Annotated in this window: 20 protein-coding genes and 1 pseudogene; 7 read left to right on the forward strand and 14 right to left on the reverse strand. The window is 47.7% G+C overall.

All coding sequences use genetic code 11. From position 1 onward, the window contains the following. Positions 1-802: 802 nt before the first annotated feature. The gene (gene gtdA, locus ACJAYR_RS04905; protein ID WP_415235556.1) at positions 803-1,852 is read left to right on the forward strand and encodes a gentisate 1,2-dioxygenase; all 1,050 of its coding nucleotides are present in this window, start codon (positions 803-805) and stop codon (positions 1,850-1,852) included. Positions 1,853-1,900: 48 nt separating this feature from the next. Continuing rightward, a pseudogene (locus ACJAYR_RS04910) lies at positions 1,901-2,205 on the forward strand (Rid family hydrolase). A gap of 426 nt (positions 2,206-2,631) precedes the next feature. On the opposite strand, the gene ACJAYR_RS04915 reads toward ACJAYR_RS04910, so the two are convergent. From ACJAYR_RS04915 to ACJAYR_RS04930, 4 genes are all read right to left on the reverse strand, one after another. Then, entirely contained in the window at positions 2,632-2,997 is a 366-nt protein-coding gene (locus ACJAYR_RS04915; protein ID WP_415235557.1) for a hypothetical protein, read from the reverse strand. Positions 2,998-5,431: 2,434 nt separating this feature from the next. Further along, a complete protein-coding gene (locus ACJAYR_RS04920) occupies positions 5,432-6,664 on the reverse strand; it encodes an HlyD family secretion protein (protein WP_415235558.1) in 1,233 nt (410 codons plus the stop codon). Then, positions 6,665-7,018, reverse strand: a complete 354-nt coding sequence (locus tag ACJAYR_RS04925; RefSeq protein WP_415235559.1) for a hypothetical protein — start codon at positions 7,016-7,018, stop codon at positions 6,665-6,667. 574 nt (positions 7,019-7,592) lie between these two features. Beyond that, complete coding sequence (locus ACJAYR_RS04930; protein WP_415235560.1) at positions 7,593-8,258, reverse strand: FMN-dependent NADH-azoreductase; 666 nt, start codon at positions 8,256-8,258, stop codon at positions 7,593-7,595. A 120-nt stretch (positions 8,259-8,378) separates the two neighbouring features. On the opposite strand from ACJAYR_RS04930, the gene ACJAYR_RS04935 reads away from it, so the two are divergent. After that, a complete protein-coding gene (locus ACJAYR_RS04935) occupies positions 8,379-9,281 on the forward strand; it encodes a LysR substrate-binding domain-containing protein (RefSeq protein WP_415235561.1) in 903 nt (300 codons plus the stop codon). Positions 9,282-9,337: 56 nt separating this feature from the next. Here ACJAYR_RS04935 and ACJAYR_RS04940 read toward each other — a convergent pair whose 3' ends face one another. The 6 genes from ACJAYR_RS04940 to ACJAYR_RS04965 form a co-directional block, all read right to left on the reverse strand. After that, on the reverse strand, positions 9,338-10,096 hold the full coding sequence (locus ACJAYR_RS04940) for an SDR family NAD(P)-dependent oxidoreductase (RefSeq protein WP_415235562.1): 759 nt from the start codon (positions 10,094-10,096) through the stop codon (positions 9,338-9,340). A 36-nt stretch (positions 10,097-10,132) separates the two neighbouring features. Next, on the reverse strand, positions 10,133-10,549 hold the full coding sequence (locus tag ACJAYR_RS04945) for an acyl-CoA thioesterase (protein ID WP_415235563.1): 417 nt from the start codon (positions 10,547-10,549) through the stop codon (positions 10,133-10,135). 241 nt (positions 10,550-10,790) lie between these two features. Continuing rightward, complete coding sequence (locus ACJAYR_RS04950) at positions 10,791-11,540, reverse strand: methyltransferase domain-containing protein (RefSeq protein WP_415235564.1); 750 nt, start codon at positions 11,538-11,540, stop codon at positions 10,791-10,793. A 201-nt stretch (positions 11,541-11,741) separates the two neighbouring features. Further along, a complete protein-coding gene (locus ACJAYR_RS04955; protein WP_415235565.1) occupies positions 11,742-12,680 on the reverse strand; it encodes a pirin family protein in 939 nt (312 codons plus the stop codon). 29 nt (positions 12,681-12,709) lie between these two features. After that, positions 12,710-13,336 (reverse strand): isochorismate family cysteine hydrolase YcaC, encoded by a 627-nt coding sequence (gene ycaC, locus ACJAYR_RS04960; protein WP_415235566.1) that lies wholly within the window; start codon positions 13,334-13,336, stop codon positions 12,710-12,712. 105 nt (positions 13,337-13,441) lie between these two features. After that, positions 13,442-14,320: a pirin family protein gene (locus ACJAYR_RS04965; protein ID WP_415235567.1), complete on the reverse strand. Its 879-nt coding sequence runs from the start codon at positions 14,318-14,320 to the stop codon at positions 13,442-13,444. Positions 14,321-14,442: 122 nt separating this feature from the next. On the opposite strand from ACJAYR_RS04965, the gene ACJAYR_RS04970 reads away from it, so the two are divergent. Beyond that, positions 14,443-15,360 (forward strand): LysR substrate-binding domain-containing protein, encoded by a 918-nt coding sequence (locus ACJAYR_RS04970; RefSeq protein ID WP_415235568.1) that lies wholly within the window; start codon positions 14,443-14,445, stop codon positions 15,358-15,360. 39 nt (positions 15,361-15,399) lie between these two features. Here the strand turns inward: ACJAYR_RS04970 and ACJAYR_RS04975 are convergent, their stop codons facing one another. Beyond that, on the reverse strand, positions 15,400-16,500 hold the full coding sequence (locus ACJAYR_RS04975; RefSeq protein ID WP_415235569.1) for a metal-dependent hydrolase: 1,101 nt from the start codon (positions 16,498-16,500) through the stop codon (positions 15,400-15,402). A 199-nt stretch (positions 16,501-16,699) separates the two neighbouring features. Between ACJAYR_RS04975 and ACJAYR_RS04980 the strand changes: the two genes are divergently transcribed. Continuing rightward, positions 16,700-19,096 (forward strand): sensor histidine kinase, encoded by a 2,397-nt coding sequence (locus tag ACJAYR_RS04980; protein ID WP_415235570.1) that lies wholly within the window; start codon positions 16,700-16,702, stop codon positions 19,094-19,096. A gap of 138 nt (positions 19,097-19,234) precedes the next feature. Here ACJAYR_RS04980 and ACJAYR_RS04985 read toward each other — a convergent pair whose 3' ends face one another. The 3 genes from ACJAYR_RS04985 to ACJAYR_RS04995 are packed head-to-tail and all read right to left on the reverse strand — an operon-like array spanning position 19,235 to position 22,237. After that, the gene (locus ACJAYR_RS04985) at positions 19,235-19,984 is read right to left on the reverse strand and encodes an Asp/Glu racemase (protein WP_415235571.1); all 750 of its coding nucleotides are present in this window, start codon (positions 19,982-19,984) and stop codon (positions 19,235-19,237) included. Between the two features lie 17 nt (positions 19,985-20,001). Continuing rightward, complete coding sequence (locus tag ACJAYR_RS04990) at positions 20,002-21,156, reverse strand: M24 family metallopeptidase (RefSeq protein WP_415235572.1); 1,155 nt, start codon at positions 21,154-21,156, stop codon at positions 20,002-20,004. Continuing rightward, positions 21,146-22,237: a pyridoxal-phosphate dependent enzyme gene (locus ACJAYR_RS04995; protein WP_415235573.1), complete on the reverse strand. Its 1,092-nt coding sequence runs from the start codon at positions 22,235-22,237 to the stop codon at positions 21,146-21,148. Before ACJAYR_RS04995 ends, ACJAYR_RS04990 begins: the two co-directional genes overlap by 11 nt. Positions 22,238-22,686: 449 nt before the next feature. Between ACJAYR_RS04995 and ACJAYR_RS05000 the strand changes: the two genes are divergently transcribed. After that, positions 22,687-23,787, forward strand: coding sequence for an ABC transporter ATP-binding protein (locus tag ACJAYR_RS05000; RefSeq protein ID WP_415235574.1), 1,101 nt, complete (start codon positions 22,687-22,689; stop codon positions 23,785-23,787). 116 nt (positions 23,788-23,903) lie between these two features. Further along, entirely contained in the window at positions 23,904-25,010 is a 1,107-nt protein-coding gene (locus tag ACJAYR_RS05005) for an extracellular solute-binding protein (protein WP_415235575.1), read from the forward strand. The last annotated feature ends 61 nt before the right edge of the window (positions 25,011-25,071 follow it).

The following is a 25,071-nucleotide window of genomic DNA, read 5'->3' on the forward strand; positions in this document are numbered from 1 at the left end:
CTCATAACCTGAAGGTCGTAGGTTCAAATCCTACCCCCGCAACCAAATTAAACGTCGTAATCTCAACAGGTTACGGCGTTTTTTATGTTAACAACTCTAACGAATATATGAAGTGCGGAAGCAAGTGCTTGAAGGCAAGGTTCATAACAAGCAGCGGTAGCTGCGAAGGTGCAGAGAGGGGCATAGTCCCGAGCAAAATCCTAACCACAAAACCAAATCTAAACGCCGCTGAGTTAATCGCTTAGCGGCGTTTTTGCGTTTTGAATCCTGAGTAGGTTCACCCGCCGGGCCTGCAATGCTTCGCATCGCGAAACAGCCCCAAGGGCAGCAAAGCTAAATCCTAAACACAAAAACAAATTTAAACGCCGTTATATCAATGATATGGCGGCGTTCTCTCGTTAGCGGGCTCTTCGGCTGCAAGAACTCTGGAAGCACAAAGAAGGGCTACCAATGGGATGCTTCGAGTGCTTTAAGCACTATTGGAACCTCTGCAACCGCCTAAAAAACGGCAATCACCCAGTCTCCGCGACAAACAAAGTCAATTCATTCAAATAAAACAAAACATCAACGGCTTTGCTAAAAGCCACTCAGCGGTTTTTGTTGCCCGGAAATAATAATGGAAGCAAAGTGCAAGAGGCTCGCTGAGATAAACTCTAGCCTTATTGAGGAAACTATCTATCATCCCTTTGGTGCAAGAGCGATTGTGCGAGATGAGGTCTTGCAGTCATGGAGAACGGCAGAATAGTATCATCGGCTCAGCGGGCTATATCGAAAACCGGGTTTGGGATGAGGGGTTGCAGTTATGAGCAATACAGACAAGCCGGCAGTTACAACCGCGAGAGAGGCCTTTTACGCTAAAATCGGTGAAGACCATATGACGCCGCTTTGGGCTGTCATGTCGGATATCATTACGCCGGAGCCAAAAAGTGCCTGTCTGCCGTACCTCTGGCGTTACAGCATAATAAGAGAATTTCTACTAGAGTCGGGCACGCTGATTACGGCAAAGGAAGCGGAACGGCGCGTGCTCATTCTGGAAAATCCGGGATTGCGAGGGGCGAGTAAAATTACGACATCGATCTATGCCGGGTTGCAGCTTGTGTTGCCGGGCGAAGTGGCACCTGCCCATCGTCATAGCCAGTCGGCGCTCCGGTTCGTTCTTGAGGGTGCTAACGCGCATACGACTGTGGATGGCGAGAAAACGCTTATGAATATCGGCGATTTTGTTATCACGCCGCCGATGTCCTGGCACGATCACGGTAATCAAAGCAATGATCCGATGATTTGGCTGGATGGCCTGGATATTCCGATGCTTTCGTTTTTCGATGCCTCTTTCGCGGAGCCTTTTAACATAGACGAGCAGCCAGTCGCACGTGCGACAGGGGATTCATTGGCAAGATATGGCGCGAATATGCTGCCTGTCGACTTTGAAAAGCAACGGCTAACGTCACCCATCTTCAATTATCCCTATGTGAGAAGCCGCGAGGCGTTGCGAAAAATGGAGGTTCAGGAAGAATGGGATCCTTGCCATGGCCTGAAGTTGCGTTATTCCAATCCGGTTGATGGCGGTTTTGCCATGCCGACGATTGCCGCCTTCATGCAGCTGTTGCCAAAATCGTTCAAGAGCTCATCCTATCGGTCAACGGATGCAACAATTTTCGTCGTTGTCGAGGGGTGTGGGCAGAGCCAGATTGATGGAACGACATTTGATTGGGGGCCAAAGGATATTTTTGTGGCCCCGAGCTGGAAATGGGTGACACATGAAGCGAATGACGAGGCTATTATTTTCAGCTTCTCCGATCGGGTGGCCCAGCAGAAACTGGGGTTTTGGCGGGAAGAACGCCAGGAAAATTAATAAGAAGGGTAACATTTAAAAAATTAGTGCTTTGACGCCACGCCCAGAATGAGCCAGGCAATTGTCCAAGGAAATACGGTTTTTATCTCGTGGCCCAGGTTGGTGCGGCGGGAAAACGCGTTACGGAGCCAACCAAGGCTATCCGTACAAAGATAGGGGGATCGCTAGCGATGGTTAGCAGCAGAAAAGTGCAGATGCTGCAGGCAACGATATGGCACTCAGACATGGCCGAAAGGAATGCGGTCTGGGACACTTGGATCGGCCCGCAGAACCCGGCGACCTGGGCGTGCAGCGAAAGCACGCTAGCAACGTCTGATTATAAGGTAGAAATTGTTATTGTGGCAGCGAAGTAGGCTCATAACATGAAGGTCGTAGGTTCAAATACTACTGGCGCAACCAAATTAATCCCATTAACTCAAAGAAGTATCGGCTTTTTTCGTTAATAGATAATTCCGGACATTCAGTTCTGGAAGCAAACTCGACGGCTTCGTTCATTATCTGCAAAAATATTGTTCAACTATGATTGCAGCGGTGTATTACCTTCATTTTTGCGGCAAATGCGCGGTCCAGAGGAGGCCCATTGATGTGAATATCTACAAAGTTGGCAAGAGGGGCATCTATGTTGCAAGGTCAGTTCTCCGTCCAACGGCAGACATTAAAACGGTCCACATTAATAAAACCTTTAGTTCTGCTATGTGCCAGTAGCCGAGATAAGGAAAACGATGGGGGAGGCGGAGGCACCGGCAGCTCGCGCATGGGGTTCAGTTTGAGTATGCTGCTCAGTCTAGCCCGAGCCAGCGGCGGGCTTCGTCCATATCGCGAAACACCTCGCTGTGGGCGCCAGAGGAATCGCTGTATATCTGTAACATTCGACACATCCCGAATGCATAGTCAGTCTCTGCGACGAAGGCCCTTTTGCTTTGGCCGCTGAATATGTCTTCTTGGGCCGCAATCTTTTTCACATCTTCCTCAGGTATCGCAAATTGAGTGACACGAATTTCGATAAGTTGATTGTAATTTGGGTCAAAATCCGGGTCTTCGCGAAGCCTCTTGTTGTGTGTCCGAATTTCCTGTGTTGTAAGCACGCCTTCTCCCTTGCTGAAAATTATTCCATTAGAAAGGTCGATGCGATATTCGGCGGACATTTCAATTCCTCAGAATTGATTAGGAGTTTCATGAGATCGCTTGAATTAAGATTAGCACCTCCGCGAAAGATAAGCAATATTAGCTTGCTGCAGCTGGTCCAACTAGCCTAAGGACCGTATTGGGTTAATATCAGCCTTCTCAGTGGCCCAAATCTTGATCCGCTTTGCACTATTTACCAGACTTTATCCGGAAAAATGTCGGATAAAGGCGTTAAAATAGAATTCTTTTTGCAAGGTTAGAATTAGTTTGTTATTTGCCAACAGCAGTCAGGGAAGGAATGATTGTGGACAACAAAACTTAAGCGAAACCATGCTATCGATATTTGTCCAGAATTTTGTCAAATGTTCCATCTTTATTAATTTGCACCTAGCCGGCATTAAATTTCACCAATAGCGCTTCCGATCCTTCTGCAGATTTACTAAAGCAAGCATAATAGTTAGAGAAGTTAATTTCGCCGTAAGAAACCTTGTTTGATTGTTTTAGTTGACCCAGATAGAAACGAGTTGGTGCTGCATAGCTCTAGTAGTAGTCAAGCCGACCTTTCAGAAGCAATTACAAACCCTGTCGTTCGTTTGAGAGTTCAACAGTATTCTCTAGTTTGGCGGCGCGAAGTTTATCAAGTATATTATACCCTCTGATCACGCCAACTGATTTACGCCCAAATCCTTCAATCGTGTTCAAGCTGGAAAAAATTATGTTCCTTCAGGCTGAGCAAGCCTGAGGAAGCCTTACCTAAAGGAGACGAAAAAAGGAGGTAATTATCCCTATCTTGCGTGTGCGAACAACTGCACACGCCATTTACTCTACCGCTACGCGCTTCTTCCAAGGCGCTTCCAGGGCATGTACTGGATATCTAAAGAAATGCCCACCCGCTTGAAAGACTATTCTAGAGATTCAACATCAAACCCAGATAGACCGGAGGCATTGTTCTCCATCTTGTAGGGTGGGACCTCGTTACAGGCAAAGAATACAGAACTGCCGGCAAGTACGGGGCCAACTGTTCCAAAATATAGGAAAGTGAAACCTGTTAAAAAAGTACGTATTTTTTGTCACAAAGCCTTAAGTGGTCAGATCAAGGCAATCCTCAATTTTTCCTCACTATATCACGAAAATCGAACGTATGGATAATCATCACACTATATGACAACTTTCGAATGATGAGAAATGTTACGAATAACACAAAATAAATGTCTCTTACGGGTCGCGAACGGATATTTTCACTAGCCTGAATACACTTCTGGTTAGACTTCTTATGACGAGCATTGAAAATGGATTTTAATTCGTTTTCCAAATAGCCTCAGCTTATGGTGAAAATACAGACGTAAATTTGTCAATCTCAAAGAGTCTGAAAAGCGCCAGTAACAGTCTTAATCTCTATTTCAGGTTTTACGGGCTGCTGTTATTAAACACGCTAGTCTTCGTAAAGTGCGCCGTCATACTTGACGTTTGTGAGACCTATTTGTAGCCTTGCTTGTAATGGATTTCGAAAGAAACAAGGCAGCAATTTGCCAACTATATAAAGAAGTGTCCCAGGAATGGAACACATCACTTCTCGATGAGATGGTTTCAGATGATTTTCAGGACCATCTGTGGAATGGGCCAGGCGACGACGCTCAACGCGGACCGAAAATGTTACATCAATTCTATTCGTTGCGATGAAGTGCGTTTCCCGATCTTCGTTTTGAAATTCACATTATTATTGCGGAGAAGGAATATGTCATGGGCAAAGCCCCAGGGCACAATAAATCTTATCCCCGAAACCGAACAAACGGCGTGACTTCAACAGATTACAGCGTTTTTGCGTTAATACTGCACGCATATTTAGTTCTGGAAGCACGGCGGAAGAAAAAGACCAAAACAGAAGGGCCACCATGGGGCTACTTTGATTGCAGATTTGATCTTTTGAAAAGTGGCATTCAAACACACCTTTGGCAGGTTTCTGGCCGAAGCCGCTCTTGTGTACTCGCCAAATCGCGCGAAGGCCAAGTCCATTCCCTAGAAAAGAATTCGTCAAAGTCATTAAGTTGGACGGGTTAGTGCCTTGCCAGCGATCAGAGGCTCATTTGACAGCGGAAACGGTGTGGGCGTTTAGCGAAAGAAAAATATGAGGTAATCCGCCAATGATTTGATGGTACCGAAAACGGTTTTGCTAGTAGCGACACATGTTTTTACCTGTCACCGGGCTATTAACTGACCAGCACAATATCTAAAGCAGATAGACGAATGCCGGCCATCGCCTAAAACCCCTGGATTCCTTTCTAAACTGTAAGATGCTTAGAATTCCGGGGACATCTCAATCAAGAGCCTTCTTGCTACTATACGCGTCAACAAACGGGCAACAACTGGAGATGTAGTCTTGCTCGGTTCCAACTATTAGGCTTTGATCCCGATAGGGGAGGGATGCAAACAGCGCTTGTTGCAAATGATGAGTTTCTAGTGACCCGAGAGTACAAGTATTTTGACAGGGAGCAACAGAGCCTGGATACGTAATATAGCGGCGTGAACAAGGGCGGTTGCGTCTACAATATGAAGGAAAATAGCCTTCATAAAGCCCGTTTCAGGATCTTCCAACTGTTGATGATTGTTCGTATAGGCATTTACGATACATTTGCTGCCAGGCGGTATTGATTTCACCTGTTCCGGATAAATGGGTTCCATTAAGACGGTCAGCGTACCGGGACGCGCTGTCTGTTGAATATCTCGTAGCTCGTTTGAGGGGCGGAACTGTCCCGAAGCAATGACATCTTGGACATCGACAATGACCATTGGGACGATTTCAAACGGTGCCGAAAAACATGTAATTTCTGCAGCCATGCCGCTTGTAAGAACCTGCGCCGAAATCTGGTCAAAACCGGCTTGGAAACGTTGAACGTCGTCCACCACAGGTACTAGGATACCTGCCGGACGGAAGAATGGGTTTACATACTCCCCGACTTTAAGTGCAAACTGTTGGATCCGGCCAGAGATGCCCGCATAGATTGATGTTTTGGCTAATTCTTCTTTCGCTTTATCCAGCGCAGAGAGGGCGCTTTCACGTTGTGCCGGTAGAAGACTTGTCAACTTAGATTCTACAGCCTCTGCATTAGCAACAGCGACCGAAATAGCGGCCTTTTGAATATCTGCTTGATAACGAAAGCTTTGTAATTCACTTCTAGAAACAACGCTGTTCTTTCTTTTTGCCAGTTCCTCTTTACGCCTAAGCTCATCTAAAACCTTCTCGTAGGCACTTTTAGCCTGAGTGATTGCGGATTTTGCCGCTTTTAGTTCGGAAGTCGCGACAATCAGTGCTGAATCAATTTCAGAGACTTTTCGCTGTGCGATCTCAACATTCGCCGTTTGGATTTTGTCATCGAGCTTGAAAATTAAATCCCCTGCTTTGACGTCTTGATTGTTTTCAACAAATATCTCTTTAACCCGGCCGCCGGTCTCTGAGACGATGGTAACCGTCCGAAAGAATGACGAAACATTGTTCGTTGTCGGGTGATAGTAAAATATGATTGTTATCAGTGACAAAGCCAAAAGCACACAACAGGTAATACCCCAGCGAAGATGATACCAGACTGAAAAGAGGGTCAGTTCTCTCCCCCAACGCATATCAAGTACATATCGTCGGTAGAGATAGTCCGGTAGGACAGTCAGCAAAGAGCAGAGAAATATTTCAATCATTTAGTTGTCTCTCCGATCTGAAAGTCGTTTGGCCGCGCGGGCAATCGTATTTAACGGAGAGATGAAGTCTGGAATACGTATAACTGCAAGTAGCAGTGCAAATACCCAAAAGAGGTTATTATGAGTGAACAGAGCCAAAAGAGATAAAATGCCGACCAACTGGAATTGGATACTATTTATGCCATGCGCCATTTTCTCGGGGATCGCATGAAGTTTGAAATAGATATTTCCAAATGCAAGAAGAAGAGCAATCATGAAAATTACAACACCAACAAACAGCCCGTCGGTTTCCCCTGGAGCGGTGAAAAAGGACGGAAGGTGTTCCGGTGTTTTAACGTTTATTACTTTATCCATGAATTCACTCCTTCGCAAAAAGACTAGATTCATTTGAGATGGATTACTATAGATTATATTTTGCTTGGGCCGATACGGTTCATAAGGAACATTTGCATTGCTTTGTTTTGGTAGGGTTGCAAATAATCATAATATTGGAAACCTTACAGTCGGAACCGGAATAAAACCCATCAAAATAACAATCGGAAGGCACCTAAATTACAAGTCTCCCTCTGTCTTCGCTGAAGTTCTTCGAATTCTTTAGCGTCTACATAAACACCGACAGAGCGGCGACCGTCAATGCAAGATGCCGGGGTCACATATCACTCTATTGATACATGTTTTCTTTATGGTGGATTGGTCAATATTGTATTTAGCAGGTTTGGGATCAATTGTCGTATAACATTGTATTTTTCGCCGGAACAGGCAAAGATTGTTGATCCAATGCTTACCCAAGTGCGCCGGACGCTAAGGATCAGAATGACGTTAAACCCGGTCCCCGGTCCTTGTAAACCGTTAACGATGGCGACATTGTTAATCAAGGTAAGCGCCTCGGATCTGAAATCCGGGGCTTTTACTATTCATTGGCTCATTCTTATCGGCTGGCCAGTTTGAGAGCGAGCGCTTCTGCTGACTTGTGGGCGTTTTTGACAGACGCCAAATGCCGGTCGTCGTTGAATTCCTGATATTCAGCGTTGATTTCATGGACGGTTCCAACACCCAAATAGTGACTGAGTGTCCGTATATGTGGGCCGAGATGGTTCATTTTTTCGCGGATATCACCAACCCCGAAACCAAACTCGCCACTGGACGTTATCAGAACCAGTATTTTTCCAGACATAATAGGCTCTAATGGAAAGTCCCCACGCGCCAGGTCAAAGGTGAATGTCTTGTGGATGCGGATGACCTGATCAAACCAGGCCTTCAAAGCAGCTGGCATGCCGTAATTGTACATGGAGGATGACATGACAATGATGTCAGCCTGCTCCAGCTCACTGATCAAAGTATCCGATAGGGAAAGCAAGGCCTTTTGCGCGTCAGTTTTTGCGTCATCTGGCGTAAAAACCGCGGCAATCCAGTCTTGGTTGATAAAATCTGGTGGGTTAACGCCAACATCCCGATGGATGATTTTATCTTCATTGTTCAAGGTTCGCCATTTCTTCAAAAACGTGGCGGCGATTGATTTTGATACAGAATTATATGCAGGTGTCGAGTTGGTTGTTTTTCTCGCGCTAGAGTCAATATGCAAAAGGGTCTTCATCTGATATCCTTTCGTGGGTCCTGGTATCCATTGAAAGTAATATTGCCCTTGAAGACGAGTTTGACGAATGGTGATTTCTTATCTATAGATGAATTTATATAATTCATGGTGGGCTGACTGATGTACCCGAAGCTTCCATCCCTTAACGTCCTTAGGACCTTTGATGCGGCTGCACGGCTAAAAAGCTTTAAGAAAGCCGCCGAAGAATTGAATGTCACACCAACGGCTATCTCTCACCAAATCAAGGCATTGGAGGAGGGGCTTGGAACGCGCCTGTTTGAGCGCCAAACCCGTGCTGTAAAGTTGACCAGAGACGGAGAACTCCTTCTGGACACGACATTCAATGTCTTTCGGCAACTCACTGAAACTGTTAACAATATCGTCGGTTCAGCGGAGATATTGACGATCAGTACAACATCATCGTTTGCTTCCATGTGGCTGGTGCCAAACCTGGATAAGTTTTACGAAGAAAATCCTGGCATCGAGGTTGCCATTCAAACGGGAGAGCAAAAAGTTGATGTGTTGCACGATCGTCGCATTGACCTTGCGATCAGTTATGGGCAGTACGATCCTGCATCGCCCCATGCTTCAAAACTCGTCACCGAAAAGTTTGGCATGTATGCTACGCCAAGATATCTGGATAGCGTCACGACCCTAAAGGATGCTCAGCTTCTTGAAACCGAGTGGATGAATAAATCATTGCCGTCCATTACCTGGGAAGCGGTGGTCAGTCAACATAGGTGCGAAGAGAACCAAGCGAACTTCATTGTAAGGCGGTTCGATCAGGAACATCACGTTATTCAAGCCGCATTGGCAGGTCAAGGTATTGCCTTGGTTAGCTCAATACTGGTTAGAAATGCTGTGAAAGAACAATGGCTTGTTCCTTATACTAGCGATGGTTTGCCGGGTGAAATTGCAGGTTTGACCTATTACCTTGTTGTGCCCCCCCATAATCAACGCAATAAAAACGTCATGGCCTTCACTAATTGGTTGTCTTCTGAAATTCAGGAGAGACTCACCTGATCACCGTTTGGTATTTTTTTGAGATGTTGGAAAGGGCCTAAGCCTCTGCGAATGGGTCAATTGAAATGGATGCCGCCATCGGCGACCAGTACCTGACCTGTGACGGTTTCACTTTTGCAAAATGCTACTACGTGTGAGGCGACATCCTCTAAAGAAGTGGTCTTTTCCAAAACTGCGCGGGTCCGCCATCCTTCGACAAAACTCTCCGGTGCACCGCTGCTCATCATGGTATCTTCCATTAGTCCAGGGGCTACACAATTGACGGTGACTTCCGGCGCGAGAGCGGCCGCCAAATAACGGGTTAGCGGCCCGATTGCGCCTTTGCTGGGGGCATATGGCGCGCCGGCACCCCACGGCCCGATCCCAATAGTGGATCCTAGATTCACAATCCGCCCCCATTTGGATTTGCGTAGAAAAGGCGCCGCGGCGCGAGAAACAAGATAAGGCCCTCGTACATTGACTGTCATCATTTCATCCCATATTTCCGGGGTCATTGCGGCAAGATCGCCGTAAGGCAAGCTATGTCCCCCGGCCGCCATCCCGGCGTTATTGACCAACAGATCGCATCCAGCGAAGTTTTCTGAGACCTTTAAGATAGCTTGTTCAATGGAATCTGGATCGCTTTGATCAATTTTGATGAGTACCGCTTTCTGTCCGGTTTTTTCAGCGGCGGCTTTAACTCTTTCGGCTCTGGCTAATCCATTGCGATATCCAATGGCGATGTCTACCCCTTCCTTGGCAAGAGCAACGGCGATAACAGAACCGAGGCCGCCTGACCCTCCAGTAATGAAAGCACATGCACCGGATAGTTCCATCCTGTTCCTCCATTGTCTTGCTCCATCTCATCGAAACTAAGGTAGAAATGTTTCGGCTTTTTTGCGTATGTCGTCTGGTATAAGGACGGCTTTTCGACTGTTGAGATCAAGAAGAACGCACCTGAAGATCGTTTCAAATACAATCTGGTCATTTTCGGCGCGAACAAGTTGATGGCAGAAAATCATTGATTTCCCACCAATTTCTTGGACACCGGTTTTCAAGAATATGACTTCACCTGCCGTAACCTCAGATTTGAAATCGCTTTCGGCTCGAACCACTGCAAAAGAAAGTTGTCTTCCGCTTCGAACATCCTCGGGTCCAAGACCTAGTTCAGTTTGGAAGGTAATAACGCCGTCGCTACAAGCGGCAAAATACCTTGAAACATTCATGTGTCCGAGATGGTCACAGTCTGATGGCGCAACAACCGTCCGATAGGTTTCACGAAATTTCAAGATCGTTCCCCCTCGCTGATTACCTTTCTGAATTCTGATTTATGGTAGCGAGGGCAACATTAGAAGACAATAATTAATCAAGTGGCAGGGCACAGATATTTTGCGCACTTCAACGCGATGCGTAAAAAAAATGGGTAACGTTTGATAGGCTCTGCGTTCAGGTTGTTTTCGATCGATGTTTGCCCAAAGCGGATGAAATGGTTTTTGTGAAAGTTCTTGGCGACGGTTTTAGCCGGCTAGCTTATGCTTTTGTTCCCATGACAACGCTGGATATGTGCGGGAAAGTGAGCGCTTTGCCATCAAAGCAAGTGCTAAGTCCCTCAAGAATGTCGTCCAAGAGAGCATTGCGATCGGTATCAGACCAAGTCGCTATTATGCCGGCCAAGGGCGTGGACATTATGCCGTTTTGTATGAATGCGCGGCCGTCCTTATGCAGCAAAGTCAAATCGACAGTTTCCCAACTGACTTTATCGAACCCTGCTTCCTTAAAATATTCAGCGATTTCATTCCCATTCGGTAAGCTGCAAACAGCTCGTATACCTGCGGCCGCATTTGCGTCAATATGCTTCGTTAGTGCGGCCACCTGACTATTCATTAAAGGGTGCTGCTCGAGCGATTGTGCGGCAACGACCAGACATTTCCCGCCTGAACGCAGAAGGCGGTGTATTTCCTTTAAGGCACCCACTTTATTCGGAAAGAATTGCAGTCCTTGTTGGCAATAGGCTTTATCAAATGACTTGCTTTCAAGCGGTATATTGCCGACATCAGCCTCTATGCAATTTATCCGGGAGCTGCCAACAATAGATTTTGCAACATTCAGCATGCCAGAATTCAAATCAACACCGGCAACGTTTCCTGATGGTCCAACCCTGGATTTAGCCATTCTCGCGACGATACCAGTGCCGCAGGCGACATCTAGTATGTTTTCACCTTCTTGGGGAACAGCCTTGCTAAGAAGATGTTGGGCCCAAGGTACGAAAATCACAGGCACCAATTACTGCTCGTATAATTCCGCAGCACTGCCTGACAATTGCCATTTTACGTTTGAGCTCATGCTATAATCCTCAATTCACAGTTATCTTAAATAGGTCTTCGGGCAATTGCAAATGGAGGACATCCTTCGCTTTTTTTGGATAAGTATTTTGACGGATATCGTATGGTCGAAGCAGATACCCTGCCATTTAAACAGGGATTAGAAATCTGGTAATGGAATGAATTCATCTCGGTCATCCGGCGGCAAATCAAATTGCCCGTTGCCCCAGTCTGCAAGTTTCCATTGATGTTTTGCTTCTTCTATCTTTTCCTTGCTGGAAGAAACAAAATTCCACCACACATAGCGGGGACCGGCGAGAGTTTCCCCTCCCAGGATCATAATCTGTGCACCTTGTGATCCAGCCGCAATCGTGATCGCGTCTTTTGGGCGAAACACCATCATTTGCCCAGCTTTAAACGTTTGCCCGGCAATGGTCACGCTACCATCAACCACATATAATCCCCGGTCTTCGTGGTCGTCCGGAAGGGGAAAGCGAATATTGGGCTGTAAGTTTACGTCTGCATAAAACATGTCAGAGAATACGCTAACTGGGGCCTTTTCCCCGTATGCTCGCCCGAGAATGAGCCGTACGCTAACGCCATGATCGCTAATCACTGGAAGCGTTGTTTCAGCATGATGTTCAAAACTGGGGGCGGTTTCTTCTTTGTTTTCAGGCAGAGCAACCCAGGTTTGAATCCCGAATAGACTATGTGGATTTTTTCGGGTCTCTTCGCTTGTCCGTTCAGAGTGGGTCACCCCTTTACCCGCAACCATCCAGTTGACGGCGCCGGGCAGAATAAGTTGGTTGGTGCCGAGACTATCACGATGCTGAAACTCTCCTCGGTAAAGATAGGTTACTGTTGCCAAACCGATATGCGGATGAGGCCGGACATCAACGCCCTGACCGGTCACGAAGTCTGCCGGCCCCGCTTGATCGAAGAAAATGAATGGACCCACCATTTGTCTTTTTCTGGATGGAAGAGCCCGCCGCACCTCGAAACTGCCCAAATCGTGGGCGCGAGGTATAATAAGTGTTTCGATGGCGTCAGCTCCAATTTCATCGGGACATCCGGGTTCAATTGAGGGGTTCCAGCTCATTTTCTTCGTCTCCTGGTTAAAGTTAAACCTTACTTCCTGCCTTGGATCGCAATGTAAGCGTTCATCAGGTTTCGATAATCGGGAATATGGTTCGAGAACAGTGTCCCCAAACCTTCAATATCGTTGCGCCAGTCTCGGTGTAATTCACAAGCGACACCAAACCATGTCATCAGTTGGGCGCCAGACTGTTCCATCCGGCTCCACGCCGAATGTCGCGTTACTTCGTTAAACGTACCAGATGCGTCGGTAACAACAAACACTTCGAACCCTTCCTCGATGGCAGAAAGGGCGGGAAAGGCGACGCAAACTTCAGTTACGACACCGGCTATGATCAATTGCTTTTTCCCGGTTGCCTTGATTGCATTGACGAAATCCTTGTTGTCCCACGCGTTGATTTGACCGGGACGGGCGATGTAAGGTGCGTCCGCGAATTTTTCTTTTAGCTCGGGGACCATCGGGCCGTTTGGACCATCTTCAAAACTGGTTGTCAGGATAGTCGGCAGGTTGAAATATTCAGCCAAATCTGCAAGCGCCAAAACATTGTTTTTGAATTTGTCCGGATCAAAATCACGAACAAGCGAAAGTAATCCGGTCTGGTGATCAACAAGCAGAACTGCTGCATTGTCTTTGTCAAGGCGGTTATAGGTTTTTGTCATTGTCGTCTCCTTTTTTCCAAATGAAGATCTGCATTCAGGGCTGCTGATCAAAGCCGATAAACACTGGAAGAAGGTTGCGGCGAAAACGCGGCAACCTTCCCAGACCTATACTGTTCCTGCCTTCCGTAAGGCGCCAAAACCATCTCGTTGGAATTCGGCAATCGCCTGGTTGATTTCAGCCGTTGTGTTCATAACAAAAGGGCCATGCGCGACGACCGGTTCATCAATCGGCTCGCCTGTCAAAACGAGGAGTTTAGCGTCACTATTGGCTTCTATAGATACGCCGCCGCCTTCCCGGCCGAGCAGGACCATTTGGGTTTCACGGGCTATCTCTTGACCATTAATTTCAACTGTACCGGAAAGCACAAGTACAGAGACTGTATGTCCGTTTGGAATATCGAGGGTCACCGATTTGTCGCGCATGAGCCGTATGTCCCACATATTGATCGGTGTGAATGTGCGGGCAGGGCCTGAAACGGTAAGATAGTTGCCTGCAATAACGCGTAACTTTCCGGCGTCATTGGGAAGATCAACGTTTGGGATTTCCTCATTGACTAAAGTTTGATAGCCGGGTTTGGCCAGCTTATCTTTGGCCGGAAGATTTACCCAGAGCTGTACCATTTCAAAAGTACCCCCTTTCTCGGCAAATGCCGGGGAATGGTATTCTTCATGTACAATGCCGGACGCCGCTGTCATCCATTGTACATCGCCGGGGCCGATTGTGCCACCGGCGCCCGTGGAATCCAGATGTTCAACTTCCCCGTCATAAACAATTGTGACTGTCTCGAAACCTTTGTGGGGATGGGCACCAACGCCGCGGCGTCGTTCCGTTGGTTCAAAATGTGCTGGACCCGCATAGTCGAGCATGATGAACGGACTAATATGTTGACCTTGTTCACGGTGTGAAAGCATTGTTCGGACAGGGAAGCCATCGCCCACCCAGTGCTGATGGGGCGCACTACGAATTGCAAGAATTTGTCTCATGGGCTTGTCTCCTTTCAGGTGTTGGATTTGCCGGATTGCTTGATTAGAAAGATATTGTGAGACAATAAAAAGAAAAGTAGGCTAAAATTGACTAGACTGTTCTATTTATAAGACAATGAACCATGCAAAATCTCAATGATCTATTCTATTTCGCACAAGTGGTTGACCACGGCAGCTACGCCGCCGCAGGTCGTGCACTCGGTGTGCCGCGGTCCAAGCTGAGCCGCCGTATAATGGTCTTGGAGGAGCGGCTTAATGTCCGCTTGATCCAACGGTCTACCCGCAAGTTAAAAGTTACAGAAATCGGCCGGGCTTATTACAATCACTGTGTTGCAATGATGGTCGAGGCAGAAGCCGCGCAAGAGGTCATAGATCGCTCACTTTCCGGCCCGCAAGGTGTCATTAGAGTGAGCGCCCCGCCGGCACTTGTCTGTTTTGAAGTGGGAGAGATGGTGGCGCGGTATATGGCCGCTAATCCTCTTGTTACTGTCGAGCTGCAATCAACGTCCAGACGTGTGGACGTTATCGGTGAAGGGGTGGATGTTGCCATCCGTGTAAGATTTCCGCCAGCGGAAAACTCAGACCTGAAAGTGCGCGCATTGGGGCGAAGCAAACAGCAGATTGTAGGAAGCCCAAAATTGATCGAAAGTATCGAAAGCCCGATCAGGCCTCTTGATTTGTCTTCACTTCCTAGTCTTGATTTAAATCAGCCCAATCAAGAGCATGTGTGGGAACTGGACGGTCCCGATGACGCGCATATGCGGTTGCCGCATACTCCTCGGTTGGTGACGGATGATATGTCGCAGCTGTTATATGCCGCAATCGAAGGGATTGGAGTTGTTCAACTGCCAAGTATGGTTGCCGAAGAGGCCCTTCGTACGGGGGCACTTGTCGATGTTTTGCCGTCATGGCGCCCTGTGGCGGGAACCGTGCAGGCGATCTTTCCCTCCCGCCGTGGTCTCTTGCCCTCGGTTCGGGCCTTTATCGATTTTTTGGTTGCCGGGTATAAAATGAAGTCCGCTGAAACCGAAAAAGTCTAGAGTAATGCGGGGCCCTGACAGGGAGGGCTCGGGGCAGTATTACCCTGTTTTCGAGCAGTTATGGTGTGGCTGCATCTGCGCAATTTGTTGGTGCGGGAAGATGTTCGCCTCTTCTGCAGGGCGCGGTTTGATTTCTCCTGTCATCATTTTGAACAGCCATGGGAAATCTCCTTCTTGTGACCGACGGGACGCTACCCGCTCTGCAAGATTATTTACCCCTTCAATGGCACCTACCCCATTTTCTAATTTAAAACGGAAAACATAGTTTGGAGTCAGACCCATCCTCAAATCTGCTTGCACTAATTTTTTATCTGTTGCCTGTGTAAGGCTGTAATATCCTTTGGTAAATGCCCGAAGAATTTCGTGTGCCGGATAGCCGCCCAATTGCGCACAGGTGAGATTTTGCGGCCATCTTTTGTGCCTGTAAAAAAGGGGGGTGTCGTCAGTTTCTACGAGCGGTAAATACAGGTTTGTATAGGTGCCTCCCTGAACGGCGATGGCTTTCCAGGCCAAGGTGGAGAAGGGCAACGGGACGACCAAGACCTGATCTGTTGGAATGTTGCGACTGGCAAAATGTTCGATGGCTCTGTTTTTCATCCAGTCCTGAGCGACAACGGACCATCCCAGATAGAGGGTGGACAGGCAAAATGCGACTGTCAGGGCCTTTTTATAGGCTTTTGTCCAAGTTGGACGGATTAGTGCCCAAACCACAACGAACAGTAATGGTAACGTGTATAAAGGGTCGATGATAAACACAGAGCCAATGCCAAAAGGGTGGTTTGTTATTGGCCAGAATAACTGGGTCCCATAGATGGTGACTGCGTCCAGAAGGGCATGGGTGATCAGGCACAACCAGACCATAAGATAGAAGGTAAACCTGCCATCCAATGGTTTTTTGAAGACCCGCCAAAGACCTTCTGCCAGCAAAGGGGTGATGATCGTTTGAAGAACCAGCGAGTGTGTCGCAGAACGATGAAAGACGAAGTTTTCGAGGGGACCACCATAGTTCCAGAAGACGTCAAGGTCAGGCAGGGTTCCCAACAATCCACCTGTTAAGGCGGCTTTACGCAGTCCGTGGCGTTTTCCAAGGAACGCGGCACCAATACCCGCGCCCAGAACAAATTGTGTGACAGAATCCATCCCTGTCCCTTTTCCCGAAACAATAGATCTAACATATAGATCGCGAACAATAATATACAATGAACAAGCAATGCATCCCACGCGAAAAAATGGCTAAATTCTCGAGATTTAACCAATAAAAGAGGCAATTTTAATAAATTTTTAAATGCTTTATTAGCATGGTTGGTTGAAGTTGCAAGTATTTGGTTGATGGGGTTCTATGTTTCTGTTCAGGCGCCAAACGGCAAGCCTTTGGTTGGTTTTGGTCCTTTTTTTTGGTTTCCAATTCAGTGTTGTTGCTGAGGAGCAACCTGATAAACCGGTCGCCAATAAAGGTGTGCTGGACTTGCGTAATTGGAATTTTCAGGATGAAGGACGACTGGAGCTTGCGGGTGAATGGGCCTTTTACTGGCAGGAATTTATCGAGCCTGCCGAAATCAGCACAACAAAGGCTACTCCAATTTATCATGCGGTTCCAGGCATCTGGCTGGGTTTGGAAAATCACGGTGAAATTCTTGGAAAATACGGCTATGCAACGTACCGCCTGAAAGTTTTGTTGCCTGATCAACCTGCCGATCTGGCCTTCTATTTAAAGCGGGTTCAATCTGCCTATCGCCTTTATGTTAATGGCGAACAATGGATGCAGTCGGGTGTTCCCGGTAAAACCGCAGATACTGAGCGCGCGGTTGTTACCCGGGACGTCGGATCCTTGAAGGGCGCGGCGGGAACACTTGATATCGTCGTCCATGTCTCGAACCACATCGGTTATTCCGGAGGTGGATTTTTCAGTTCTTTTACCCTTGGACCGGAAAAAGCCCAGCATTTAGACCATATGGGTGAGTTGTCTCGCGACGTTTTTTTGTCGGGAGCCCTGTTTTGTCTGGGGGCGTTTTTAATGATCCTTCATTTGGGACGCTTTCGAGAACGGATCTATTTTGTTCTCTATGTGATGTCTTTCTGTTCGGCTGTCTACATGATGACTGTGACGTCTACGGTGGTGGAGCTATTCCCGTCCATTCCTTATTTGGTTTCAGAGAGATTGTCGTATGTCAGTGCCGCCTTTCTGATAGCGTTCACATATGAATTTATTCATCATTTCAGTCCGAGACGGGCGAGCTTGGTCGTTTCCTACTATATCCTTTACCAAACGGTTTTTATTTCACTTTTTGTTATTTTCTGGCTTGGTGGACTACCGCTCGAGACAATTTATATAATTTCTTTTCATCTTTTGGTCGTTTCCGTCGCTTGCTTTGTAGAAATTCGTTATGTACTGAAGCGACGCGTATCCGGCAGCTGGCTGATCGTATCCGGCGTCACGACGTTGGTTGTGTTCGCTATTCACGATATTTTACATGCAAACGGTTTGGTGAAAACGACATATCTCGGACCTTATGGGATCCTTCTTCTTCTGTTTTCCTATGCGGTTATTCTGGCGCTCAGGGTCAATGACAGTATCACGCGCAATGAACAGCTGGCAGAGGCAATCCGGTCGTTGAGCGAAGCTGTTGCGATTTTTGATAGTCGGGATCATGCGGTCGTTTGGAACGATGCCTACAGGCAGCATCTGTCAGTCGATGCGCAGAAGATCCTAAGTCCGGGGCGGTCATTTTTCGAGCTGGTGCGAGCGGATGCCTATTCGGGTGAACTACCCGATGCAATCGGTCGGGAAGAGGACTATATTCGGCAGCGGATGAGAAAACACAACCGACCGACCGAGGCATTTGAGGTGGAGCGAAGCAACGGTTGGCATCTATATAGGGAAGCCCGTACTCCGGACGGTGGCCGGGTGACCCTTGCGGCTAACTTGTCTAGTCAAAAAGCAAAAGAAGAAGAACTACAGGCTGCGCTGGAAAAATTGATTGATGCCAACGAAGCAAAGAACAGTTTTTTATCCAATATGAGCCATGAACTGAGAACACCACTTAACGCAATCAATGGATTTTCGGAAATGATGGTCAAGGGTATCCTTGGGCCGATCAATGTTCAATATCGGGATTATGCTGGCCATATTCACCGCTCAGGACATCATCTGTTACGACTGGTTACAGATATGCTGGATGTTGTGCGGATTGAAACCGGGAAGCTGCAAATCTCTCCAGAGCAGGTCAATATTGCTCAAGTTCTGGAAGACTGTTTCCAAATGGAGATGGAGAAATTTAACGCAAACAACATCGTGTTCGACACAGACATCTCTCAGGAGATACCGCCGTTATTTGTTGATCCGATCCGGGTTCAGCAAATTGTTTTAAATCTGTTAGACAACGCAATCAAATTTACGGATGCAGGGGGAAGAATTTCGGCTTCTGTCAGGGCCGCTTCTGATGGCTCTGTTTCAATCTCAATTACGGATACGGGTATTGGGATGGCCCAAAAGGATATTCAGATCGCGCTTCAGAAATTCGGACAGATCCGTCAAAGCCACTTGATGGCACATGATGGGTTGGGGTTGGGGCTATCAATCGCGAAAGTCCTGATGGAATTACAAGGTGGGGAGTTGCAATTGGATAGTCAATTGGGTGAGGGGACAGAAGTTACCCTTGTTTTTCTTCCGATTGAGCAAGCTAAGGCCTTCTTTGAAAATCCGGTCTTACACCAAGACACCGCAGAAACAGTATAGGGCGATCGGATAATTGAAGGCCCGTGCGGAGAAGAGCTTTCTTTGATCAAGAATTCTGGGAATTGTGTGAAAGAGCCCGTCCGCTGAGGCACAGGTGAATTGCAAGGTCTGTTAAAGGCGTTTTTTGAACGGAAATACCTAAAAACTGTTGGAAAAAAGGCGGCCTGGGCCTTTCCCGATTGTTGGAAGGCCTGCCAGAGTGAGCATATGCCAATAGAGGGCTTGATTGCTGCTGACGACTGGCTTGCCTGTTCTTTGCTCGGCTTCGTCGATAATTGAAAAACTATTGAGGTTCGTACAGGAAACAAAGAGACCGTCTACATCGTTTTGCTTGCTGAGGTCAATAAGGGCTTTGAGAATGGAACGGTCACTGATCCGGGCGACAATGGCTTCCTGCTCTTCTGAGAATGAGCCAAAGGCAGAAATTTCCAATCCGCTCTGTTCCAGTAACGTCCGCATGGCATCTGAAACTTCTTCAATATACGGGGTTATAAATCCAATCCGTTTTATCCTGAGCGCTTTACAAGCAGCCAGAACGGCGCGCATGGGGTCCGTAACCTGCGCCGTTGGGTGAATGTTTTGAACAAGTGTTTTGACTGTCTTGGATCCGATATAGGTAGCGCCGGATGTGCAGGCATAAGCAATAACATCGAACTGTGCGCTTTTTGGCAATAACGCAGCGGCAGCCGGAAGGTCCGCCTTCATTTGCATAAGTGTTTCAGGGGTGAGGTCTGCGCCGCTTGGTATGCGGCTATGGAGCAGGCCCACGGCATCGTTATCAAGGACCGACCGGATTTCATTTTCAATGGTTTCATCGGCCTGCAGGACAATGAGGCCGAGAGCTGTTTTTCTGTCCGCGCGATCATCAATGTCATATGGCAGCTTCATCCAATACCCTTTCTGTTCTATCCCGAAATTATCGGCAGACATTCTGGCGCGGGCCGTGAAAGATAACGGGGCGGGCCGTCCTGAATGAGAATGTTTTCCTCGTGAACCATGATCCGGCCCTCACCAACGCTCATGCTGGGCTCAAGGGTGATGACCATATTTTCTGCGAGAAGAGTGTCATCGAAATGAATAAGGGACGGGGCCTCCGTCAATTGCATGCCCAAACCATGCCCAAACCGGCCAACATCGTTGCTTTCCTGCTGGATGGTGTTTTTTATTATCTGATAAAGGTCACTGCAGCGTAATCCGGGACGAGCCGCGTCGAACGCTGCGCGGGTTGCTGAAATTAGGATTTCATAGGCATGTTTTGCGGTGTCTGACGCATGGCCAAACGCGTAGTTTCTGTCAAAATCGCAAAAATAGCCCTTGAGGGTCGCGCCGGTATCCAACATCAGGATATCGCCCTCTTTTAACGGGGCCTGGCTAGGCGGTGAGATTACATCGGCATATCCCCCTGTACCCGCTCCGCCAACCAGATACGGAACATCGTCGGCACCGTTGCGCAATAAATCAATTTTGAAGGCGCGAAAAACATCCTCCAACGGCATCCCGATGTGAAATAGGGTAGCGGCATTTTCGAAGCTCGAAGAAGCAATGCCACAAATTTGCTGGATAAGTTCTATCTCTGCCGTTGATTTTACCATCCTGAGCTTTTGTACAAGAGGAGTTGCATCGACAAATTCTGAGTGAGGTAGCATGTTTTTTAACATGCCGAAGTCGTTTATGGGCATTCGAAGAGCGCTTTCGCGCCCCATAAGCATTCCAATGGTACCAAATGATTTAAGCCCGTCACAAATAAGGGAAAGCCCATCATCCTGAGCATGCGGGCTCGACCAGGTGCGAATATCCTCAACCCAAGTATTTTGCATTAAAGCCGCCCCGATTTCTGGAATGACTGCAATTGGTTTCCCGTTCAGCGGAATGATCAGGTACCAAGGCCGCGTAGGGCTTTGCCAAAACAAGGTTCGAAAGCCTGTGAAGTAACGCATTTCGGCCTCACTCGTGAAAAACAGAGCGTCTATTTTAGCCGTGCGCATCGCCGCCTGTGCTTTCAGAAGCCTGTTCTCAAATTCAGCTGTTTCGAAGTCGATAATGCCCGGCTCAAGTTGCATCAGATGTGGCCTCTTCAGAAAGGATTGCAAGGACAATCGCTGTTTGATCAAGTCCGTCTATAGTGTCATCAGATTCGCAAAGCGTTTTTAAGCCTGCGATGCCTGCAACGCCTGATGGGGTAGAGGCGAGGTCCTGCTCGGCGAGCCACTGACAAGTAGCTTTGGCTTCTGTATCACTGATTGTCATGAAGTAATCGGCTTCCCGGGCCAAATACCGCAATGCAAGATGGGATGGCTCCTTACAATCCAGCCGCCCCATATTTGAGACGGCCCCGTGCGCCCGACTCGGCTTGCCCGCCTCAATGCTATCGATCAGGCAGGGCGCGTCTTCAGGCTCAACAATAACAATTTTGGGACCTTCCTGCCAGAGATGGCGGCACATTGCGGTGACGCCAGCGGCCAAACCACCAACGCCAGCCTGCAGAAAAACATGGGTCGGGGGTTCAGGAATCTGGTGTTCCATTTCCGATCCAATGATCAGGTACCCTTCCATGACATCGCGGGCTGGCTCAGAATATCCCAGCCAACTGCTGTCTGAAAGAAGTTGCCACCCTTTAAGGTCTGCTGCTTGTCGGGCAGCAACCATACTGGCCTCGTAGTCATGCCCCTCGCGTATAACGGTTGCCCCTTTTCCTCTTAACTTTTCGGCAAAGCTTTCTGGTACCGTTTGCGAAAGATAGACGACCGCCGTTGCTCCGAAAATACGGGCACCTGCGGCCATGGAAAGGCCATGGTTTCCTGCGCTGGCACAGACAAATGTTTTGTCTCTCAGTGCGTTCTCTGGCGCGCTGTCTGGATTGGACTCCAGATAGGGGGCTGCCTGTTTGGCAATCGCAAAGGCCGCGCCTAATGCTTTGAAGCTGCCCAGTCCCATGCGGCCTCTTTCATCTTTGACATATAAGTTGGCGATTCCTATTTGTTCCGCGATTTTTAACGAAGATACCGTAGGGGTCGAATGAGCGGCGGGACACAAACTCATGAGCCTGACCGCCGCTTCAGGATTGACCACAATGTCGCCTGGTTCAAAATTGGGTTGATCAGGCAACCCTTTCTGACGGTATGGATTGGTATTGATCCGCATGTTTCCCCCTACTGTTTCACAAGACCATGGTTAGCCTAACGATAAACAATGGGAAAAGCCAGTATCGCCCAACCTACCCATCTTAAGCTTATTAAGAAGATGAGCGAGAGATGAATACTTGACAATTTCGGTAATAATTTAGTTGCAGTTGAAGAGTTTTGTTAAAAAACGGTAGATTTAAAAGTAAAAAAACAAATAATTAAAAGAATAATTGTGAAAGATTCGTTAATTTGTAGTAGTGACTAACAAGGTTATATAATTTGTAAAGTAAAAGTTATAAACATCATGAGGCTCTTTAGAATTTGCAAAGCGGTCTATTGGCTGTGGATAATAAATTTTTTACAGCAGCTGTTGTTTTGTTGGTTGAATTTTGTTTTAATCAAACTAATTGGGAGACGGGTTTGTAAAAAGCCCGAACGAATATTTGTTACAGAACAGAGGGGGCCAGTTTGGCTAATACAGCGGAGGAGCAGGCGTTCGTTGAATTCGAACGCGTGCAGAAAAGTTATGACGGCGAGACCCTGGTCGTCAAAGATCTGAATCTTTCCATGCCAAAAGGCGAATTCTTAACAATGTTAGGACCATCAGGGTCAGGAAAAACAACCTGTCTCATGATGTTAGCAGGATTTGAGACCGCCACGCATGGAGATATCCGTCTTGATGGGCAGGGCATTAACAATATCCCGCCCCACAAAAGAGGGATCGGCATGGTTTTTCAGAACTATGCTCTTTTCCCACATATGACGGTGAATGAAAATCTCGCCTTTCCACTCGAAATTCGAAAGCTGGGCAGGTCTGAGCGTGAAGCAAAGGTTAAGCGCGCCCTAGAGATGGTGCAAATGGGCGAGTTTGGTTCGCGGCGTATCGCCCAATTGTCGGGCGGTCAGCAGCAGCGTATTGCACTTGCTCGCGCCTTGGTATTTGATCCAACGCTGGTTCTGATGGACGAGCCGTTGGGCGCGCTGGACAAGCAGTTGCGAGAACATATGCAGTTTGAAATTAAACGAATTGCCGATGATCTTGATATTACAGTTGTCTATGTGACCCATGACCAGACCGAGGCGTTGACCATGTCTGATCGGGTTGCCGTGTTTGATGATGGCCGCATTCAGCAGCTGGCGCCACCAGATCAGCTTTATGAACAGCCTGAAAACAGTTTCGTTGCCCAGTTTATTGGCGAAAATAATACGCTTGAAGGCGTTGTTGAGAAAATCAGCGGTGGGCAGGCACTCGTTCGGCTCGATAATGGCGAGTTGATCGATACGACCCCGGTTAATATTAGTAAAGTTGGAGAACGAACCAAGGTCTCCATTCGTCCTGAGCGGGTTGAGTTCGACCGTGATCGGCTTGGCGACGAAGTGCATACACTGAAAGCAGAGGTGCTTGAGTTTATTTATATGGGGGACATTTTCAGGACCCGTCTAAGGGTTGCCGGAAATGAAGACTTTATTGTTAAAACCAGAAATGCGGTAAATCAAACCCGGTTTCAGCCGGGACAACAGATTGAGATAGGGTGGTTGGCAGAAGACTGTCGGGCGCTTGACGCCTAAGTTTACTGAAACGACCTGCTGCAACAGATTAGCAATGACTATCTGAAGGATAGGGTGGTCCCATACCCTGCAGCAAATCTCATTTATATGAACGGGACATGACAGAGGAGATTAGTATGAAATTGTTTACAAAGCTGTCCACTGCAATTGTATTTGCTGCTGTGGGAGCAACTGGAGCTACGGCTGCGGATATGTCTGATGAGATGACAATTGTGTCTTGGGGCGGCGCATATTCCACATCTCAGTTGAAGGCCTATCACGAGCCTTATATGGAAAAAACCGGCATCAAGATCATCAATGATGAAAGTTCTGCCGAAGCTGTTGCTAAACTCCGTGCTATGGATGAAGCCGGTAATGTAACTTGGGACCTTGTTGACGTTGTTGCGTCTGACGCCATTCGCTTATGCGATGAGGGTCTTGCAGAAGAAATCGATCACGACAAGGTTCTTGCAAAAGCACCTGATGGATCCCCTGCCAGTAAAGATTTTGGCGATTTGATCGTATCACAGTGTTTTATTCCACAGATCGTTTACTCCACAGCTTTCGGGTATCGCACAGATCTGGTCGGTGACAAGAAGCCTACAAGTGTTTGCGCGATCTTTGATACAAAAACATGGCCTGGTAAACGGTCCCTTGAAAAGCGTCCAATCAACAACATGGAATGGGCTCTTTTGTGTGACGGTGTCGCTAAAGACAAGGTTTATGACGTTCTGGCCACGCCAGCCGGACAAGAGCAGGCTCTTGCCAAGTTGGGCACCATCAAAGATGACGTGATCTGGTGGTCAGCTGGCGCCGATACGCCTCAGCTACTGGCAGACGGCGAAATTGTAATGGGTTCTACATATAACGGTCGTCTGTTCTCTGTTATTGAAGAACAGAAACAGCCTGTTGCAATGCTTTGGGACGCTCAGGTATTTGACCTTGACGGTTGGATTGTTCCAGCTGGTCTGAGCGACGAGCGTAAAGCCCGCGTGATGGATTATTTGAAATTTGCAACGGATACTCAGCGTCTTGCTGATCAGGCAAAATATATTTCTTATGGCCCAGCCCGTAAATCATCAGCTCCATTGGTTGGCAAGCATGCCAGCCTTGGAATTGATATGGGTCCACATATGCCAACTGATCCAGCCAATGCCAAGAATACATTCTTGTATAACTATGAATTCTGGGCAGATTATCGCGACGACATCGACGCGAAATTCCAGGCTTGGTTAGCCAAGTAAGGCTCTGAAGAAGCGGGTTAAATACCCGCTTCTTTTCATTTACCAGACGAAAGTTCTGGCC

This window comes from Sneathiella sp., from assembly GCF_047631475.1.
In the GTDB taxonomy this organism is placed as follows: Bacteria; Pseudomonadota; Alphaproteobacteria; order Sneathiellales; family Sneathiellaceae; genus Sneathiella.